Source organism: Brevundimonas sp. GW821-FHT10E09 (genome assembly GCF_058809375.1).
This window is the reverse complement of sequence record NZ_JBXASO010000016.1, coordinates 45741-63968: the sequence shown is the minus strand read 5'-3', so window position 1 is coordinate 63968 and position 18228 is coordinate 45741. Positions and strand designations below refer to the sequence as shown.

Annotated in this window: 19 protein-coding genes, 1 tRNA gene and 1 riboswitch; of the genes, 12 read left to right on the top strand and 8 right to left on the bottom strand. The window is 66.5% G+C overall.

Translation table 11 applies throughout. The features are described from left to right. Positions 1–7 precede the first annotated feature (7 nt). Positions 8–196, top strand: coding sequence for an antitoxin (locus tag AC1RSI_RS14440; RefSeq protein WP_008262014.1), 189 nt, complete (start codon positions 8–10; stop codon positions 194–196). After that, positions 189–461, top strand: coding sequence for a type II toxin-antitoxin system RelE/ParE family toxin (locus AC1RSI_RS14435; protein ID WP_040349638.1), 273 nt, complete (start codon positions 189–191; stop codon positions 459–461). Before AC1RSI_RS14440 ends, AC1RSI_RS14435 begins: the two co-directional genes overlap by 8 nt. Here the strand turns inward: AC1RSI_RS14435 and AC1RSI_RS14430 are convergent. Both AC1RSI_RS14430 and AC1RSI_RS14425 read right to left on the bottom strand, forming a co-directional pair. Further along, the gene (locus tag AC1RSI_RS14430) at positions 458–811 is read right to left on the bottom strand and encodes an Hpt domain-containing protein (protein ID WP_008259521.1); all 354 of its coding nucleotides are present in this window, start codon (positions 809–811) and stop codon (positions 458–460) included. The genes AC1RSI_RS14435 and AC1RSI_RS14430 overlap by 4 nt on opposite strands. Then, the gene (locus tag AC1RSI_RS14425; protein WP_008261041.1) at positions 811–2223 is read right to left on the bottom strand and encodes an amino acid permease; all 1413 of its coding nucleotides are present in this window, start codon (positions 2221–2223) and stop codon (positions 811–813) included. The genes AC1RSI_RS14430 and AC1RSI_RS14425 overlap by 1 nt, the downstream gene beginning before the upstream one ends. A gap of 155 nt (positions 2224–2378) precedes the next feature. Here AC1RSI_RS14425 and AC1RSI_RS14420 point away from each other — a divergent pair. Further along, positions 2379–2454: transfer RNA gene (locus AC1RSI_RS14420), tRNA-Lys, on the top strand. Positions 2455–3039: 585 nt separating this feature from the next. Here the strand turns inward: AC1RSI_RS14420 and chrA are convergent. Then, entirely contained in the window at positions 3040–4272 is a 1233-nt protein-coding gene (gene chrA / locus AC1RSI_RS14415; protein ID WP_008259501.1) for a chromate efflux transporter, read from the bottom strand. Between the two features lie 427 nt (positions 4273–4699). Between chrA and AC1RSI_RS14410 the strand changes: the two genes are divergently transcribed. From AC1RSI_RS14410 to AC1RSI_RS14390, 5 genes are read left to right on the top strand one after another with little or no spacing between them, the layout of a single operon-like run. After that, complete coding sequence (locus tag AC1RSI_RS14410; protein ID WP_008263543.1) at positions 4700–4948, top strand: MoaD/ThiS family protein; 249 nt, start codon at positions 4700–4702, stop codon at positions 4946–4948. A 7-nt stretch (positions 4949–4955) separates the two neighbouring features. After that, a complete protein-coding gene (locus tag AC1RSI_RS14405; protein WP_154725593.1) occupies positions 4956–5420 on the top strand; it encodes a molybdenum cofactor biosynthesis protein MoaE in 465 nt (154 codons plus the stop codon). Beyond that, positions 5420–5959: a molybdenum cofactor biosynthesis protein B gene (gene moaB / locus AC1RSI_RS14400; RefSeq protein WP_008262424.1), complete on the top strand. Its 540-nt coding sequence runs from the start codon at positions 5420–5422 to the stop codon at positions 5957–5959. The genes AC1RSI_RS14405 and moaB overlap by 1 nt, the downstream gene beginning before the upstream one ends. Then, entirely contained in the window at positions 5956–6447 is a 492-nt protein-coding gene (moaC, locus tag AC1RSI_RS14395) for a cyclic pyranopterin monophosphate synthase MoaC (protein ID WP_008261425.1), read from the top strand. Before moaB ends, moaC begins: the two co-directional genes overlap by 4 nt. Further along, positions 6444–7631, top strand: a complete 1188-nt coding sequence (locus AC1RSI_RS14390) for a molybdopterin molybdotransferase MoeA (protein WP_154725591.1) — start codon at positions 6444–6446, stop codon at positions 7629–7631. Before moaC ends, AC1RSI_RS14390 begins: the two co-directional genes overlap by 4 nt. A gap of 3 nt (positions 7632–7634) precedes the next feature. Here AC1RSI_RS14390 and AC1RSI_RS14385 read toward each other — a convergent pair whose 3' ends face one another. Beyond that, entirely contained in the window at positions 7635–8399 is a 765-nt protein-coding gene (locus AC1RSI_RS14385) for a DUF542 domain-containing protein (protein WP_154725590.1), read from the bottom strand. Positions 8400–8468: 69 nt separating this feature from the next. Here AC1RSI_RS14385 and AC1RSI_RS14380 point away from each other — a divergent pair, with 69 nt between their 5' ends. Both AC1RSI_RS14380 and AC1RSI_RS14375 read left to right on the top strand, forming a co-directional pair. Then, a complete protein-coding gene (locus tag AC1RSI_RS14380; protein ID WP_154725589.1) occupies positions 8469–10730 on the top strand; it encodes an adenosylcobalamin-dependent ribonucleoside-diphosphate reductase in 2262 nt (753 codons plus the stop codon). A gap of 34 nt (positions 10731–10764) precedes the next feature. Further along, positions 10765–11949, top strand: a complete 1185-nt coding sequence (locus AC1RSI_RS14375) for an NnrS family protein (protein WP_154725588.1) — start codon at positions 10765–10767, stop codon at positions 11947–11949. A gap of 6 nt (positions 11950–11955) precedes the next feature. Here the strand turns inward: AC1RSI_RS14375 and modC are convergent, their stop codons facing one another. From modC to modA, 3 genes are read right to left on the bottom strand one after another with little or no spacing between them, the layout of a single operon-like run. After that, positions 11956–13023, bottom strand: coding sequence for a molybdenum ABC transporter ATP-binding protein (gene modC, locus AC1RSI_RS14370; RefSeq protein ID WP_008264113.1), 1068 nt, complete (start codon positions 13021–13023; stop codon positions 11956–11958). After that, positions 13020–13715, bottom strand: coding sequence for a molybdate ABC transporter permease subunit (gene modB, locus AC1RSI_RS14365; RefSeq protein WP_008262437.1), 696 nt, complete (start codon positions 13713–13715; stop codon positions 13020–13022). Before modB ends, modC begins: the two co-directional genes overlap by 4 nt. Before the next feature lie 9 nt (positions 13716–13724). Beyond that, positions 13725–14528, bottom strand: a complete 804-nt coding sequence (gene modA, locus AC1RSI_RS14360; protein ID WP_008263547.1) for a molybdate ABC transporter substrate-binding protein — start codon at positions 14526–14528, stop codon at positions 13725–13727. A 158-nt stretch (positions 14529–14686) separates the two neighbouring features. After that, positions 14687–14821, top strand: a riboswitch (molybdenum cofactor riboswitch). On the opposite strand from modA, the gene moaA reads away from it, so the two are divergent. Then, positions 14811–15803 (top strand): GTP 3',8-cyclase MoaA, encoded by a 993-nt coding sequence (moaA, locus tag AC1RSI_RS14355; RefSeq protein WP_008264188.1) that lies wholly within the window; start codon positions 14811–14813, stop codon positions 15801–15803. Its footprint overlaps the riboswitch before it by 11 nt. On the opposite strand, the gene ftrB is transcribed toward moaA, so the two are convergent. Further along, a complete protein-coding gene (gene ftrB, locus AC1RSI_RS14350; RefSeq protein ID WP_154725587.1) occupies positions 15804–16589 on the bottom strand; it encodes a transcriptional activator FtrB in 786 nt (261 codons plus the stop codon). Between the two features lie 296 nt (positions 16590–16885). Between ftrB and AC1RSI_RS14345 the strand changes: the two genes are divergently transcribed. Beyond that, on the top strand, positions 16886–18223 hold the full coding sequence (locus AC1RSI_RS14345; protein ID WP_154725586.1) for an MFS transporter: 1338 nt from the start codon (positions 16886–16888) through the stop codon (positions 18221–18223). Positions 18224–18228 lie beyond the last annotated feature (5 nt).

The window sequence follows — 18228 nt, the reverse complement described above, 5'->3', positions numbered from 1 at the left end:
TCCTGACATGGCGCATCAGGAACCTTCTGTCTTCAGCCAGCCTGACCCCGAGGCGGACGCCCGATCCCTGGAAGAGGCGGAGGCCGATTTCGCGGCCGGCCGGGTCGTCCCGCATGAAGAGGTCGCAAAGTGGCTTCTGACCTGGGGCACACCTGAGGAAGGCCCGCCGCCGGAGTCTTGGGGCCTGGATGACTAGGGTGGTTTGGACGATCAGGTCCCTTCGGAGCCTCCGGTCGATCCAAGCCTATATTTCCCACTTCAACCCGCTGGCCAGTCAGCGCATAGCAAGTCGGCTCAAGGCCGCCGGCGATAGTCTGGCTGATTTCCCCGAACGTGGAGCGCCGATAGGCGGCGGTCGCCGCCAGTTGACGCATGTCCCACCCTATTTGCTGCGTTACCGCGTAGTGGGAGACATGGTGGTGATACTCGACATCAGACATTCCGCCCAGGACCTCGACTAGCCTCGCAGCCCTCGCAGCATCAGCTCGTGGCGATAGGCGGCCACGTCGGCCAGGGCGACATCCAGCGCCGTCTTGACCCGGTCCAGCGCCGGCGCCGCCAGGGTCTGTTCCGCCGCTTCCGCCTCGGCGCAGATCGACGCCAGGTCGCCGGCCCCGATCCCTGCCGCCGCGCCCCGAATGGTGTGCACCCCGTCGCGCCAGCCGTCGGCCTTGGGGTTCAGCAGCACAGACCAGAGGGCGGCCTGTTCGACGAACAGGCCCAGCACCTCTTCCGAAATCGACGCGTCGCCGCCGGTCATGGCCTCAAGCACGCTGAAGTCGACGGCGCCGGTCAGATCGCGGCGCGCCATCAGGCGGCCTCTTCCTCACCCTTGGCCAGGCGCGAGTTCTTCGACGACCACAGCAGATAGATGGCCACGCCGATCAGGTTCCAGACGACGAAGCCCACCTGGGTGACGGGCTTCAGACTCAGGAAGAAGACGATGCAGCCGATCACGCTGATCGCGCCGACCAGGGGCCACAGCGGCGCCTTGAACACCCGTTTGCGATTCGGCTCGCGAATCCGCAGCACGACCAGGCACACTCCCACCGAACAGAAGGCCGCCAGGGTGCCCGCATTGGCCAGGGAGGCCAGTTCGTCCAGCGGCAGCAGGCCGGCCAGGATCGCCACCACCACAGCCGTAAAGACCGTCACCACCGCCGGCACGCCGCGCGCCGACACCTTGGCCAGGCGGCGCGGCAGCAGGCCGTCGCGCGCCATGCCCAGGAAGATGCGGCTCTGGCCGAACAGGAAGGCCAGCAGCACGGTCGGAAGCGCGATCACCGCCGCCGCCGCGATCCACTGGGCCGCCGTCCCCTGCCCCATCTGGCGCAGGATCAGGGCCAGGGGCTCGGGGCTGTCGGCGAAATCCGCCACCGGCCGGGCGCCGATGGCGGCGGCCGCGACCACCAGATACAGGGCCGTGCAGACCAGCATGGAGCCGACGATGCCGATGGCCAGGTCGCGCTCGGGCTTCTTGGTCTCCTCGGCCGCCGTCGAAATGGCGTCGAACCCATAGAAGGCGAAGAAGATGATGGCCGCCGCCGCCATCACCCCGGTCTGGACGAAGGGGGCGCCGAAGCCGTTGGGCATGAAGGGGGTGAAGTTCTCGGGCTTGAAGGCCGGCAGGGCGATGGCGACAAAGACCACCAGGGCGGCGATCTTGATCACCACCAGCACGGCGTTCAGCGTCGCGCTCTCCTTGGTGCCCAGCAGCAGCAGGCCCGTCACCACCCCGATGATGGCCACGGCCGGCAGGTTGATGATCCCGCCGGCGTGGGGCCCGGCGACCAGGGCGGCCGGCAGATCGACGCCCAGACCGCTGAGGAAGCCGACGGCGTAACCGGACCAGCCCACCGCCACGGCGCTGACCACCAGCGAATATTCCAGGATCAGACTCCAGCCCACCACCCAGGCGATCATCTCGCCCAGGACGGCGTAGGAATAGGTATAGGCGCTGCCCGCCGCCGGCATCATGGTCGACAGTTCGGCATAGGCCAGGGCGGCGCAGGCGCAGACCAGGCCGGCCAGGCCGAAACTGATCAGCACCGCCGGCCCCGCCAGCCCCGCCCCGACCCCGATCAGGGTCAGAATGCCGGTGCCGACGATGGCGCCCACGCCCAGGGCCAGCAGGTGCGGCCAGCTGAGCGTCGGCTTCAGGCGTGGTCCGTCGTGCGGCGCCGTCATGACGTCGATCGAACGACGCCGGTTCCAGAAGGCCATGATGCTTGCTCCCCCGCCGCCCCACGCGACCGATTCCGTGCGGACCATGCCCGTCAAAGAAAGTTTGCGAAAGCGCTTGCCAACCCCCCAAGGGCTGGGTAGTAGGAGCGCCCTTCGGCAAGGCCTCTCGCCCCCGAAGACGAAGACGACCGGTCGGGTGATTAGCTCAGTTGGTAGAGCAGCTGACTCTTAATCAGCGGGTCGTAGGTTCGAACCCTACATCACCCACCATCGTCTTATTGATTTCATTGAACATTTTTACCCAACCTCCCGGGCCACCGTTTCTCGGCCAGAGAAAAACGGTGAAAAAAACGGTCGATTTCGAGGTCTTTGAAAGCCGATCCGGAAGGTCGCAAGCCGTTCTCTGACGATAGATTGAATCTATGCTCCGTCATGATGACGAGACTCGTCATTAAGGCAGGACCCAACCCGCCCGACCGCTTCAGGACCGAGAACCTCCGACCGTAGGGATCGGTATTTAGTCTTCTCGATCCTGTTTGGAGACTCACAGGTCCAAACTGATCGAGGATCTGCGTCATGGAAGAAACAACACGCGTTCCAGGCCGATTTCTGAGGACGCCGGAAGCTGGCCGACTGCTTGGCTTGTCCGGCAGAACGCTGGAGAAGCATAGGACCTGTGGCACAGGCCCCCGGTACAGAAAACTGGGCGGTCGAGTGGTCTATGCGGAGAATGAATTGCTTGCGTGGGCGGACGCGGGGCTGAGACTGTCCACTTCAGATCCAGCCGCCCTCCCCAAGACGCCGCCACCCAGCCATGGCCGTCCGGTCGGCTAATTGGATTGGAGGGCTTCGGCTTCAGCCGACGACGAGAGAGACCGCCATGCTGGAAGCGACAAGGCTCAAGACGACGAGCCAGGGCGGCGTCCGAAAGGGAACGAGCAGAACGAAGCCAGCAGCAGCCAAGGTCAAATCGATAGGCGATAGGACCGCGCTCTCCCAAACCGGATCATAGAGCGCCGCCGCAAGAATACCCACGACGGCGGCGTTGGCCCCTCGCAGTGCGGCTTGCGCGGCGGGCCGCGTCCGCACGCCGCCCCAGAAAGGGACCACGCCGACCAAAATTAAGAGACCGGGCAGGAAGACGCCAATCAAGGCGATGAACGCGCCGCCCAGGCCGTTGGGCGCAGGGGCACCTATAAAACCCAGATAGGCGGAGAAGGTGAAAAGCGGTCCCGGCACGGCCTGCGCGGCGCCATAGCCGGCAAGGAAGACGTCTTCGCCAACCCAGCCCGGTCCCACGACGCCGGCCTGCAGCAAGGGCAAGACGACATGGCCACCGCCAAACACCATTGCTCCTGAGCGATAGAAGGCTTCGAAAAGCGCCCAGCCGTGAGAATCCGTGGCGATGACGAGGAAAGGCAAGCCCAACAGCAAGACGCCGAAGACCAACAGAGCCGCAGCGCCGGCCCGCCGGCTGACAGGAAAGGGAAGCGGCTGAACGGGAGCCTGGGGTGCGCCACGGCAGACGACGAGCCCCAAGATCGCGCCCATGGTGATCGCGGCGACCTGTGTCAGTCCCCCCGCCGCCAAGGATACAATCAGCGTCGCTCCAACAGCGATGCCTGCCCGCTGAGCGTCCGGCGTGAGCGTCATCGCCATGCCCACCACGGCTTGCGCAACGATAGCGACGGCGACGAGCTTGAGCCCATGGACTAAGGCGAGCGCGATCGGGCCACCCAAGGACTGTGCGCCATAGGCAAACAGAACCAGAGCTGCTGCCGAGGGAAGCGTGAATGCGGCCCAGGCCGCCAGGGCGCCTAAGGGGCCCGCCCGCATCAGACCCAGCGCAAATCCCACCTGACTAGACGCAGGTCCGGGCAGGAACTGACAAAGCGCCACAAGGTCCGCATAGGCGGCCTCGTTGAGCCATTTACGACGCAAAACAATCTCGTCGCGAAAATACCCGAGATGAGCGATCGGTCCGCCGAACGCGGTCAGGCCCAACTTCAGAAAGGTAAAGAAGACCTCGCCTGCCGAACCCTGCGCCGCGCCTTCGGCGGCGTTTCCTTTTGGTGCTGGATGGATCACTTGGCCGGGTCACCGTTGGCTGTCAGGGTAGCAGGCCGTTCAATCTTCGATATCATCAAGCGTCAAGCGAACGGCGGGGCATCGGGCCCGCCTTAGCGATGAACAGCCCATCAAACGCAAATCGAACTCTGGCGACCGCCGCCGCATGACGAGAGTCAGCGCACCATTTGACGGAAGACAATTCTGATTATCGCTGCGTGTTGTAAGGGACGTGAAATCGCCAAAGTGATCGGCCGGAGGGTCGATCTCGATGGCCGAAGCCGACCCGAGCAGCCAACTTGTCCCTCCCCCATTCGCTCGCCCAAGATTCGCTCTGGCTATTGATTGGAAGGAGCGGCTTGATGTCTTCTCTTCCAGGGCCGGGTTCCGCCTCTGCGCGCCGCGCAACCTCAACAGAGCCGTTTCGACGGCCGGATACTGAATAGCCATGACCCGCATCCTCTATTTTGGCCGCGTCGCTGAAAAGCTGGGCACAGAAGGCGCCCTGGAGCTGCCTGCCGAAGGTTTGACCGTACGTGAGATAAGACGCCGCCTCGCCGATCAGGACGAGGTCGCCGCCGACGCCCTGATACGCTCCGACGTGCGCGCCTCGGTGGATCAGGTCATCGCCGGCGAGGACGCCCTGGCCCGACCGGACCAAGAGATCGCCTTCTTCTCCATCTTTTCGGGGGGATGAGGTGGCCTTGGACGTTAGACTGGTCTTCGGCGCCTTGTCTCCGGCGGCCGAGCTGGAGGCGTTCTTGGCCGGTCGGACGGGCGACGGCGCAGTGGTGACCTTCACCGGCCTCGCGCGCGGGACGTCCAGGGACGGATCGACCGTCGCCGCCCTGACGCTGGACCATTATCCCGGCATGACCGAGCGCTCTATGCGCGACATCGCCGAAGCCGCTGCGGCGCGATTTCAGATCGAGGACCTGATCGTGGCGCATCGCTGCGGCGAGATTACGCCGGGAGAAACCATTGTTTTCGTCGCCACCGCGTCGCCGCACCGGCGCACGGCCTTCGAGGCGGCGGACTATCTGATGGACAGGCTCAAGACCGAGGCCGCATTCTGGAAGCGCGAGACCGGCCCCGCCGGCGCGCGCTGGATCGAGCCCGTGGACGAAGATCGCGCCGCCCTGGCGCGCTGGAAGGACAAGACCCCCTGATGGCCGGAAGAATCGATGAAACTCTGCCGTTTCACCCCCTGAACATCGCGGTTCTGACCATATCGGACACCCGCGACGAAACCACGGACACCTCCGGCGGCCTCTTGGTCGAACGGCTGACCGGTGCCGGCCATAGGCTGGCCGGGAAGGCGATCGTCCACGACGATGTCGATGCGATCCGAGACCAGCTGAAGGTCTGGATCTCTGGCCCCGAAGTGGACGTCGTCCTGACGACGGGCGGCACCGGCTTTTCGCCGCGTGACGTGACCCCGGAAGCCGTCAAGCCGCTGTTCCGACGCGAGCTGGAAGGGTTTTCCGTGGTGTTCCACCTGGCCAGTCTGGGGACGGTCGGCGTGGCGACGCTGCAGTCGCGCGCCCTGGCGGGTCAGGCCGAGGACACCTTCGTCTTTTGCGTGCCCGGCTCCACCGGCGCCTGTCGCGACGCCTGGGACCTGGTGTTGGCCGAGGAACTGGACAGCCGCTTTCGCCCCTGCTCCCTCGTCGGCCAAATTCCGCGCTTCCGGGGCATCTGCCCATGAGCGGCCTCACCCATCTGGACGCCGCAGGCCGGGTGCACATGGTCGATGTCGGAGACAAGGCTGTAACGGCGCGACGCGCCGTGGCCGAAGGGCGGGTCTTCTGTGCGCCAGCCACCCTCGCCCTGGTGCGCGACGACAAGGCGCCCAAGGGCGCCGTCATCACCACTGCGGAACTGGCGGGGATCATGGGCGCCAAACGTACGGCCGATCTGATCCCGCTGTGCCATCCGTTGAGCCTAGACAAGGTGTCGGTGAAGGTGGCGGTCGACGACGATCTTCCCGGCTTTGTCGTAACGGCGGAGGCCCGTGTCAGCGGCTCCACTGGGGTTGAGATGGAGGCCCTGACCGCCGTCTCGGTGGCCTGCCTCACCCTTTACGACATGCTGAAGGCCGCCGACCGCGGCATGATTATCAGCCAGGTGAGGCTCTTGTCCAAGTCCGGCGGACGCTCGGGCGATTGGACCGTCGAGGAGGACAGCGCCGCGTGACGGATTTCGATACGGCCCTGGCCCGCCTCCTAGCCCAGGCGAATCCGCTCGGTTCCGAAGTCGTCGCGCTCGAAGCGGCGAGCGGACGCGTGCTGGCGACCGATCTCAAGGCGCGTGGCGCCGCGCCGCGGACGGCGGTCTCGGCCATGGACGGCTATGCCGTTCGCGACGTCGATCTGTCGATCCTGCCGGCGCGCTTGCCGATCGCCTCGGTGGCCTTCGCAGGGCGCGGCGACCTTCCCGTCCTGCCGTCCAAGACCTGCGTGCGGGTCTTCACGGGAGGCCCTGTGCCGACCGGAGCCGACCGCGTCGTGGTCCAGGAGGAAGTCGGCCGCGACGGCGAACTGGCCCTATTTGCGACGGCGCCGGGACCAGGACGTCACATCCGGGCCGCCGGTTCTGATTTCGAAGCCGGCGACGTGCTGCTGGCGGCTGGGACCCGGCTCGGCTACCGCGCCCTGGTGGCCGCCGCCGCCGCCGATGTCGCCGCCCTTTCCGTCGTGCGCCAACCCCGGATCGTCATTCTGAGCACCGGCGATGAACTGGCGGCGCCGGGCCAGTCTCTGGAGACAGCCGGCAGTATTCCCGAAAGCGTGTCGTTCGGCGTCGCCGCTCTGGTTGAAGCCAGCGGCGGCCAGGTCCTGGACCGCCGTCGTCTGGCCGACGCCCCCGACCAGCTCAAGGCCGCCGCCCGTCTTGCCCTGGATACGGCCGACGTGGTCGTGGTCACAGGCGGGGCCTCGGTGGGCGACAAGGACTACGCCCGTTCGATGTTCGCCGGGTTCGGCCTGGACCTGATTTTTTCCAAGGTGGCCATGAAGCCAGGCAAGCCGGTCTGGTTCGGACGCGCCGGTCGCGAACTGGTCATGGGCCTGCCAGGCAATCCGACATCCGCCATGGTCACGGCGCGTCTGTTTCTGGCGCCCTTGATCGCGGGCCTGGCGGGCCGCGATCCGGCCGAACGGCTGGCCTGGCGGGACATGATCCTGACCGAAGCCCTCAAGCCTTGCGGCGACCGCGAGACCTTTGAACGGGGGCGTCGCGACGGCGATGGCGTCGCCGGGCTCAAGGTCCAGGATTCGGCGACCCAGAAGGCGCTGGCCGGCGCCGACCTCCTGATCCGCCGGCGCCCAGGCGCGCCAGGCCTGCCCCCCGGCGACATGGTCCCGGTTCTGGACTTCTGAAGCCTAGGAAAAGCGCGGAAACAGCAGGTTGTTCTCCAGATGGACGTGGACCCGCAGGTCCGAGTCCAGCTTCCGACAACCGACATAGAGCGCGCGCCAGGAGCCACAGGCGTCGGCGGGCGGAGCAAAGTCGCCCGTTAGATCGGCCATGAGATCGAGGGCATCGATCAACTCAACATGATCCTGGAGCATTCGAGCGATGGGCTGGTGCAAGCTCGGCTCCCCGCCGTTGAGCATGATGGGAAACAGAATCGCCTCCTCCTTGTGCTGATGGTCCTCAAGGTCCTCGAACATGCGCGACAGCAGGTCGTGCAAGCCGCGTGGACAGTCGCAGCGATCCTTATGCGTCGCTTCGACGCGGCGCGCGGTGTCAATGAGACCCGGAAACTCGAGGCGATGGACCTTGTGGTAGCGCTCGATGATGTGGGCGATCAGCGCTGCGGGTTCGGTCGGATAGGGCTCGGCCTGGCGTGCGGTGGCGGACAGTTCGGCTTGGAGCTCAGCGAGATTCAGGCGACGCGCCTCCGCCGCCAGGGCCAGGGTCGCCTCCCCTTTGGAGCAGAAATCGATCTTGTGGCGCAGCAGGACGTCGCAAGCGCCCGGAAGAGAGGCGGCGATCGCGGCGATGGATTGATGTCGAAGAGCCATGCGGCGAAGGGTCCCTTTTTGCGCCCCGGCCTGGGGTTTCGCTCCTTCTAGGCCGCTGAGGCCGCGCTCGGCTTGATCGGCGTCAAGGGCGATGCTGACGCTCGTCGGCGCCTGCGACATGCCGCAGCCTGTTCCGCACGCCGCAGGGAATCACCGAGTCTGAGCGCCACGTTTTGACAGGGTGCAGCTATGGCGTTCGACAGTCCCTTGGCCGGAGAAATCTGGAACAGCAAATATCGCTTCCGCCCGCACGAGGGGACGGGAGACGCTACCGTCGAAGCCACATGGGACCGTGTGGCGGCCGCCCTGGCCGAAGCGGAGCCGACCAAGACCCGGGCGCGATGGCGGGCCCGGTTCCGCGAGACGCTGGACGCCTACCGGTTCCTGCCCGCTGGACGAATCCTCGCCGGCGCCGGCACTGGTCGCGCCGTGACCTTGTTCAACTGTTTCGTCATGGGCGTCGTCCCGGACGATCTGGACGGCATCTTCCAGCATCTGCGCGAAGCCGCCGTCACCCTGCAGCAGGGCGGCGGCGTCGGCATGGACTTTTCCACAGTCCGCCCCTCCGGCGCTCTCGTGCGAGGGGTCGGGGCGGAGGCCTCGGGTCCGCTCAGTTTCATGGACGTGTGGGATTCGATGTGCCGCACCATCATGTCCGCCGGTCAGAGGCGCGGGGCGATGATGGGCTGTTTGCGCATCGACCATCCGGACATCGAGGCCTTCATCGACGCCAAACGCGACGCGGTCCGCTTCAGGAATTTCAATCTCTCGGTTCTGGTTCCCGACGCCTTCATGGCCGCATTGGACGCGGATGCGGACTGGCCCCTGGTGTTCGACGGCGAAATCCGACGCACGGTCCGCGCCACGGATCTCTGGACCCGACTGATGCAGGCCACCTATGACGCGGCGGAACCGGGCGTGATCTTCATCGATCGGGTCAATGCTGCGAACAATTTGGCGCATTGCGAAGTCATCGCGGCCAGCAATCCCTGCGGCGAACAGATGTTGCCGCCTTATGGAGCCTGTCTTCTCGGGTCGATCAATCTGGCCCGCCTCGTCTCGGCGCCTTTCGAGCCCGATGCGGCGCTGGACGAACAGGAGTTGGCCGACCTCACCCGCACTGCCGTGCGGATGTTGGACAATGTCATCGACATTTCCCGTTTTCCTCTGCCCGCCCAGGAGGCCGAAGCCCGCGCCAAACGCCGGCTTGGCCTCGGCGTGACCGGCTTGGCCGACGCCCTGATCTTCTGCGGCGCCCGCTATGGAGAAGACCGCGCCGTCGCCCTGACCGGGCGGTGGCTGGGCCTGATCCGGCGAGAAGCCTATCGCGCCTCGGCTGAACTCGCGGCCGAAAAGGGCGCCTTCCCCCTCTATGACCCCGCGATGCTGCAGCGGCCCAATCTCGCAAGCCTGGATGCGGAGACTCGGGAACTGATCGGGCTTCACGGCCTGCGCAACGGCTGTCTGACCTCGATCGCGCCGACGGGCACCACCTCCCTCCTGGCCGGCAATGTCTCGTCCGGCATCGAGCCCGTGTTTGCTTTCGCCTATACGCGCAAGGTCATGCAGCCCGATGGGACGCGACGTGAGGAGGCCGTCGAAGACTACGCCCTGGCGTTATGGAAGACGCTCAAAGGCCCTGACGCGCCGCTCGACAGCGCGCCCGGCGACGCCTTCGTCAGCGCCCAGACCCTGACCCCGGAGCATCACCTGAGGATGCAGGCGGCGGCGCAGGCGCAGATCGACAGCTCGATCTCGAAGACGATCAACTGCCCGGAAAACATCGACTTCTCGGCGTTTTCGGATGTCTATCGTCAAGGCTATCGGATGGGTTGCAAGGGGCTGACCACCTATCGCCCCAACGCCATCACCGGTTCGGTGCTCAGCGTCGAGGCGCCGGCCTCCGTTCCGGCGGCGGCTCCGTCGTCCGACGTCGATCCTCTGACGCCGCGCCCCGGTCGGCTCGAAGGCGCGACCTACAAGATCCGCTGGCCGCTGGACGCCCACGCCGTCTACGTCACCATCAATGACGCGGACCCCGATGACGAAGGGGCGCGGCGACCGTTCGAGATCTTCGTCAACTCCAAGAACATGGCACACTACGCCTGGACCGTCGCCCTGACCCGGATGGTCTCGGCGGTCTTCCGGCGCGGCGGGGACGTCTCCTTTGTCGCCGAGGAGTTGAAGGCGGTGTTCGATCCCGGCGGCGGCGCCTGGATGGAAGGGCGCTACACGCCGTCGCTTCCCGCAGCGATCGGCGCAGTGATTGAGCGGCACCTTGGCCTCGCCGCCGAAAGCGGGTGCGAGTCCGCCGAATCCATCGAACCTCATCCCGTTTCCTCAGCGCCCGGGCCGGCGCCCTCGGCCTGCCCCCGCTGCGGCGCGCCAGGCCTGGTGCGCAAGGAGGGTTGCGACAGTTGTCTCGAGTGCGGCTACTCCAAATGCGGATGAGGGTCAGGGCTGAGACCGTCGTTCCGAGGCCGCGGTGAATACGGCCGCCGCGCTTCGGGCCTATCGGGGGCCGGCCGTCTTCAGCCTGGGTCTGCGCCCCTTTTTCCTGTTCGGCGCCCTGTGGTCGGCGGTGGCCGCGCCCCTTTGGCTTTACGCCTTTCTCGCCGGAGGTCCGGTCGGCCTTGGCTGGCACATCCATGAAATGCTGTTCGGCTATACGGGCGGCGTCGTGGCGGGGTTCCTGTTGACCGCCGTGCCCAACTGGACCGGCCGCCTGCCCGTCGTCGGCCGTCCGCTGGCCCAGTTGTTCGCCTTGTGGGCGGCGGGTCGGGCCGCCATGCTCGCCAAGACCCTGGCCCCCAGCCTGGCCGACGCGGCCTGGCCCGGGATTATCGACAGCCTGTTCCTGTCGGTCATGGCGGGCTTGATCTGGCGAGAAGCGGCGGCGGGCAGAAACGGCCGCAACCTTCCTGTCGCCGTCATGGTCAGTCTCTTCGCCCTCGCCAATATCGGCTTCCACCTTGAGGCGAAGGCGAGCGGTGTCGCCTCCCTGTCCACCCGACTGGGGCTCGGAATCGTCGCCCTGCTCATCGCCGTGATCGGCGGCCGGATCACGCCCAGTTTCACTCGCAACTGGCAGATCAAACGCGGCGGGCCGCTGCCCGCCGTCGCGGGTCGTTTTGACGCCGCAGCCCTGATCGTCACCGCTGCAGCCCTGACCGCCTGGTGCGTCAGTCCCGCGCATCCGGGGACCGGAGCGACGCTTCTGACGGCGGGCGGCCTGACGCTGTTGCGTCTGGGGCGATGGCGCGGTCACGCGACCCTGACCGAACCGCTCGTGTGGATCCTGCACCTCGGCTATATGTGGCTTGCTGCGAGCTTGATCCTGATGGGTCTCTCGATCACCGCGCCGCGCCTGATGTCACCGTCCGTCGGCGTGCACGCCCTGACGGCGGGGGCGGTCGGCGTCATGACCCTGGCCGTCATGACCCGCGCCAGCCGGGGCCATGCCGGACGGCCCCTGGTCGCCGGGCGAACCGAGGTCGCGATCTACGGACTGATCAACGCCGCCGCCCTGTCCCGCGTGGCGGGCGGACTGACGCCCAGCCTCTATCCGCTGCTGCTGACCGTCTCCGCCGCCCTCTGGTCGGCGGCCTTTTTCACATTCGTGTTCGCCTATGGGCCGATGCTGGCGACGCCGCGCCTGGCCCGACCGTGATCCCTGTCAGGCGTAGCGCGCGGCGGCGGTCGCCTTGACCAGGGCGATCACGGGCAAGCCGGGCGTCAGATCGAGCTGGCGACAGGCCTGAGGCGTGACCAGGGCTTTCAGCGTGAGCCCGCCCGCCTCCAGCCGCGTCAGAACCCCGTCTCCTCGGGTTTCAAGGCTCGCCACCCGCATCGGCAGCCGGTTCTGGAAACTGGCGTCGATCGGGTCGGTCAGGGCCAGGGCCACGTCGCGCGCATCGACCACGATCCTCAGCCGCTCGCCCGGCGCGACATCCAGAAGCGGCGACAGGAAGGGGGTTCCGGCCAGGTCGATCCGCGTGGCGCAGCCGGCCGGGTCGTGCCCGCTCACCCGCCCGTCGAGGATGGACAGCGGCGCACTGAGCCCGGCGGCGGTCTCGGCCTCCGGCCGGTCGAAAGCCTGGTCCGGGGGCTCGGCGCCCACGGCGCGACCGTCACCGACCAGCACCACACGATCGGCCAGACGCGCGACCTCTTCGACGGCGTGACTGACGTAGAGAATGGGCGGTCCCGCTCGCGACAACTGATCGAGATAGGGCAGGATTTCGCCGCGTCGGGCGCCGTCCAGGCCCGAAAGGGGTTCGTCCAGGATCAGCAACCGGGGGCGGGTCAACAGCGCACGCCCGATCGCGACCCGGCGCGCCTCGCCGCCCGACAACACGCCGGGCCGCCGCTCCAGAAGGGCTTCAAGCCCCAGCAGGGCGACGATTTCCTCCAGATCCGGCCGAGGATCGCCGGCCCGTCGCGGGCCGTACAGAAGATTGTCCCGCGCCGTCATGTGCGGAAACAGGCGCGCGTCCTGGAACACGTAGCCGATACGCCGCTTCCAGGTCGGAATCGACAGACCCGTTGAGTCGTCGAACAAGACCTCTCCGTCCAGCGCCACCCGGCCGCTACGGGGGCGGATCAGGCCGGCGACGACCTCGGCCAGAGTGGTTTTTCCGCTGCCCGAGCGGCCGAACAGGCAGGTGATGCGGGCGTCGCTCGAGAAATCGATCTCCAACGAGAAATCGCCGCGCTCGATCTGACAGGATACGTCCAGGGTCATCGCGTCGCCCCGATCCGCTGGGCGGCGACCCGGGCGCCCCACTCGGAGATCAGGAGCGCCGTAATCGAGACGCCGATGGAGATCAGGACGAGCCGCAGCGCAGCGGCCTCGCCGCCCGGCGCCTGGGTCAGACTATAGATGGCCAGCGGCAGGGTGCGGGTCTCGCCGGGTATGTTGGCGACGAAGGTAATGGTGGCGCCGAACTCGCCCAAGGCCTTGGCGAAGGCGAGCACGGTTCCGGCGGCGAGACCCGGCAGAGCGAGCGGCAGAGTGACGGTCAGGAAACGAATGAAGGGGCTGGCCCCCAGGGTTTCAGCGGCCCGCTCGATTCGGGGATCGACAAGGTCGAACGACAGCTGGACGGCCCGCACCAGCAGCGGAAACCCCATGATGGCGGCGGCCAGCGCCGCCCCCGTCCAATCGAAGGCGAAGACGATTCCCAGCGGCTCCAGCCAGGCGCCAAGCGGACCGCTGCGTCCGAACAGCAGCAAGAGCCCATAACCTGTCACGACCGGCGGCAGGATCAGCGGCAAATGGGTCAGGCCCGACAGCAGGCCCTTTCCGGGGAAGTCGCCGCGCGACAGGAGATAGGCCAGGGCGACGCCGGGCGGCAGGCTGAACAGGGTCGCGGTCGCCGCGACCTTCAGCGACAGACCGATGATCTGCTGTTCCTCGAGACTGAACGGGATCACCGGACGGGCTCAAACGGGCGGGGCAAAGCCGAATTCCCTAAACAAAGCCTGACCCTGGGGGCTGGTCAGAAAATCGAGGAAGACCTGCGCCCCCTGAATATCCCCGGCCCCGTCAAGGCGTCGGACGGGCGCGCCGGGATAGAGGATGGGCACATGGGCGTCCGTTGGAAAGACCGCCGCCACCCGGACCTTCGCCTCGACGCGGGCGTCGGTCGCATAGACCACCCCGAGCGGGGTCTCTCCTCGCGCCACCAGCGCCAGGGCGGCGCGTACATCCGCTGTCGGCGCCAGGCGATCCTTGACCTGGGACCAGAGGTTCAGACGCATAAGCGCCTGTCGCCCATAACGGCCCGCCGGCACTGAGGCCTCGGCAATGGCCAGACGGCCCTCCCCTAGTCGCTGAGCCACGGCGTCTGGCGAGGCCAGATCGACCATGCCGGCCGCAGCCGAGGCCGGCGCGACCAACACCAGCCGATTGGCGGCGAGGCGGCGGCGCGCGGCGATCTCGACCAGGCCGCGGCCTTGCAGCCAGTCCATCCAGTCTTCGTCGGCCGAGATGAACAGATCGGCCGGGGCGCCTTGCGCGATCTGACGCGCGAGCTGGGCGCTGCCGGCATAGGTCGCGCGAACGCGCCGCCCCGAGGACCGATCATACTGGGCGGCGGCGGCGTCGAGCACTTCACGCAGGCTGGCCGCCGCGAACAGGTCGAGCGGCCGGTCTTCGGATGAGCGGGGCGCGCATCCCGCCAGAGCCGTCGCCCCGATCAGGGCCAGCACGCGACGCCGTCCGACATCGCCTTCTTTCATCGACATGGGCTCGTCTCTCCACGCGGCGCCCCGGGCATCGCTTCGGCCGATTAACATGGTCGTCCGCCCGGCCGCACAAGACTTGAAGGGTTTCGACTTGATCTTCGTCAAGATCATTCCACGCGCCCATCATAGTCGGGTGCAGGTTCATCGTGTAACACATCAGTCAGTATTCGCTCCGAGCCGTCCGACCTACAGCAATCGCGCCAAGGTCTGACGGCCGGATCCGCAAGGATCGAGGGCGGCGGGAGAAATCCCTCCGCCTCCCGCCTCTGGAAAGGAGCTTCCATGGCGTTTGACGCCGCTGCCATGACCGACGGCTTTGGCCGCCGGTTCCATTATCTTCGCCTCTCGGTCACGGAGGTGTGCAACTTCAGTTGCACCTATTGCCTGCCGAACGGCTGGAAGAAGACGGGCCCTCTGTCGTTTTTGACAGTCGAGGAGATCGGTCGGCTGGTGGCCGGATTTTCGGACCTGGGCCTCAGCAAGGTGCGTCTGACCGGCGGAGAGCCGACCGTCCGCAAGGATTTCGACGCGATCCTGCGGACGGTCGCCGCCTCGCCCGGCGTGGCCAAGATCGCCGTAACCACTAACGGCTGGAACCTGGCGCGCCAGGTCGAGGGCTGGCGCGCCTCAGGACTGACCCACATCAACCTCAGCATCGACTCCATCGATCCGCAGGTTTTTCATCGGATCACCGGCCACGACAAATTGGGCCAGGTTCTGACGGGGCTCGACCGCGCCCTTGAGGAGGGCTTCTCCGCCGTCAAGGTCAACGCCGTCCTGTTGCGCGAAACGGCCGAGGCGGGATTCGACGACTGGGCGCGTTTCGTGCGCGACCGCCCCGTCTCCGTTCGCTTCATCGAACTGATGAAGACGACCGAAAACGACGATTTCTTCACCCGCCATCATGTCAGGGCCGACAGATTCCGCGCCTGGCTGGATCACAACGGTTGGATGCCGACGCCGCGCGCCTTCGACGCAGGCCCGGCTTTCGAATACCGCCATCCCGATCACGCCGGCGCGCTCGGCTTCATCGCCCCCTATGCGCCGGGGTTCTGCGACAGCTGCAACAGGCTGCGCGTGACCGCACGAGGCAAACTGCGGCTTTGCCTGTTCGGCGACGGGGGCGTCGATCTGCGCGAACTGCTGCAGAACGACGACGACCGCGAAGCCCTCACCCGTCGTATCGTCTCCTCGCTCGGCGGCAAGGCCGCCGGCCACGACCTGGCGTCGGGTCGTTCGGGCGACCTAAAAAACCTCGCCCAGCTCGGCGGCTGATCAGGACAGACTTGAGCCGCAGGTGCGCCCTGAGCGGGTCGTCCACCGCTCGATCTCCGCCTTGCCGGCGCCGCCGGCGGGCGCGGGCATATGGTTGTCGATCAGCGGGTGCGGGCGCGCCAGTCGTTCCAGGGCGTCCGGACGTCCCAGGCTCACTTCCGCGCCGCGCACCACGACCCCGTAGCTGGACAGACCAGCGAAGGCGCGGGACAGATTTTCGGGCGACATGCCCAGCAGTGACGCCAGTACGCGCTTCTCGTGCGGCAAGACGATCGGATCACGCAAACCCTGACGCGCCCTTTGGGTGATCAGATAATTGGCCAGCCGCTCGACCCCGCCCCGCAGCTTCTGGTTCTTTACGGCCCGGACCAATCCCCGATAACAGCCGGACACTTCCTCCGCGACGGCGAAGCTGAAGTCCGCGTCCTGGCGCATGGTGCGACGCAGAGCCTCGCCCGACAGCATCAGGATTTCAGATCGCTCCAGGGTGCGCGCAGACATCAGCGCGTCCGCATCAAGCACGACTGCGGCCAGGATGAAGGTCGAGACCGGACGCAGCAGCGCCAGCGTCGTCTCCTTCTCCTTCCACGAGCCCTGAAGCTCCACCGCGCCTTCCAGAAGAACATAGAGGAAGTCGACCGTGTCGCCTTCCATCAGAAGCGTGGTTCCGGCAGGAAACCGTTGAAGAAAGGCCCCCGCCGTCACGTCGCGAAAGACCTCGGGCGAGGCCCGCGAAAACAACGGCAGGGCTCGGACGCGATCGAGATCGGAAGCGCGCATGGTCATGGCTATGGCTCCTGATGCGGTCGGGACAGTCGTCTCCTCGACGGAACAGGTTGATTCCATCTAGGCGACGCCCCCGTTCGATAGGCCGTCGATTGACAAACATCAATCCACGCCCCGACCTAAGACAAGACAACAACTGCCAAATGTCGCTTTACTTGGAAAATCATGTATAAATTCGCCACACGACCGCTTTTACAAAGACGCGAATTGATACGCATCAAATAAGACTGACGAGACGCCAGCTAGGACAGCTGAGCGGCGGCCGCTGAGACGCCGTCCGTGAAGGGAGCAGTCCGTTGGCATCCGCCGAAAACCCCGCCCCAGGCGCCGCATCGGCCCTGTGGGTCAGCACCTTCGCCTTCACCGCCTGTTTTGCGGTGTGGACGATTTTCTCGATCATTGGCGTCCAGATAAAGACCAACCTGGGCCTCTCCGAAGCCCAGTTCGGCCTGCTGGTCGGAACGCCGATCCTGACCGGATCCCTGGTTCGGGTCTTTCTGGGCGTCTGGACCGAGCAGTTCGGCGGACGGCGCGTCAATCTGATCGTCATGGTCCTGGCGGCGGCGGCGACCTTCCTGCTGTCCTACGCCCAGACCTACGGCCAGTTTCTGATCGCCGCCCTCGGCGTCGGCATGGCCGGGGGCGCCTTCGCCGTCGGCGTCGCCTATGTCTCGAAATTCTATCCCGCCGGCCGTCAGGGCACGGCGCTCGGCATCTTCGGCGCCGGCAACGTCGGCGCAGCGGTTACCAAGTTCGCCGCGCCCTTTGTGATGCTGGCCCTGGGTTGGGAGGCCGTCGCCCAGATCTGGGCCGGCGCCCTGCTGATCATCGCTCTTGGCTTTTTCCTGCTGACCCGCGACGAGCCGCAGTTGGTCGCGCGTCGCCGCAGTGGTGAAAAGGCCGCCGCCGCCTGGATGCAACTGACCCCGCTGAAGGATCTGCGGGTCTGGCGCTTCGCCCTCTATTATTTCTTCGTCTTCGGCGGCTTTGTCGCCCTCGCCCTATGGCTGCCGCACTATCTCACCGGCGCCTATGGGGTGGGGATCGGCGTCGCCGGCATGCTGGCGGCCGCCTATTCGATACCGGGTTCGTTGTTCCGGGTTTTCGGCGGCTGGTTGTCGGACAAGATCGGCGCCCGCAAGGTCATGTATCTGACCTTCGCCATCAGCGTGATCTGCACCTTCATCCTGTCCTATCCGGCGACCGCCTATGTGGTCGATGGGATCGAAGGCCCGATCCGCTTCCGCCTGGCGATCAGCCTGCCGGTCTTCACGGCCCTGGTGTTCGTCCTCGGCTTCGCCATGAGCCTGGGCAAGGCCGCCGTCTACAAGCACATCCCCGTCTACTACCCCGACCACGTCGGCTCCGTCGGCGGTCTGGTGGGCATGATCGGCGGTCTGGGCGGCTTCATCATGCCCATCGTCTTCGGCGCCCTCAATGACCTGACCGGCGTCTGGACCAGCTGTTTCATGCTGCTGTTCCTCCTGGTCCTGACCGCCCTCGTCTGGATGCACTTCGCGGTGCGCCGGATGGAGCGCCGCCGCGCGCCCATTCTGGCGGACCTGCCGGAATTCCCCGAACTGGCGGGCGTCGGCCCGGACAAGGCCGCCTCCTCATCCCTGCGTTCGCATTAGAGAAA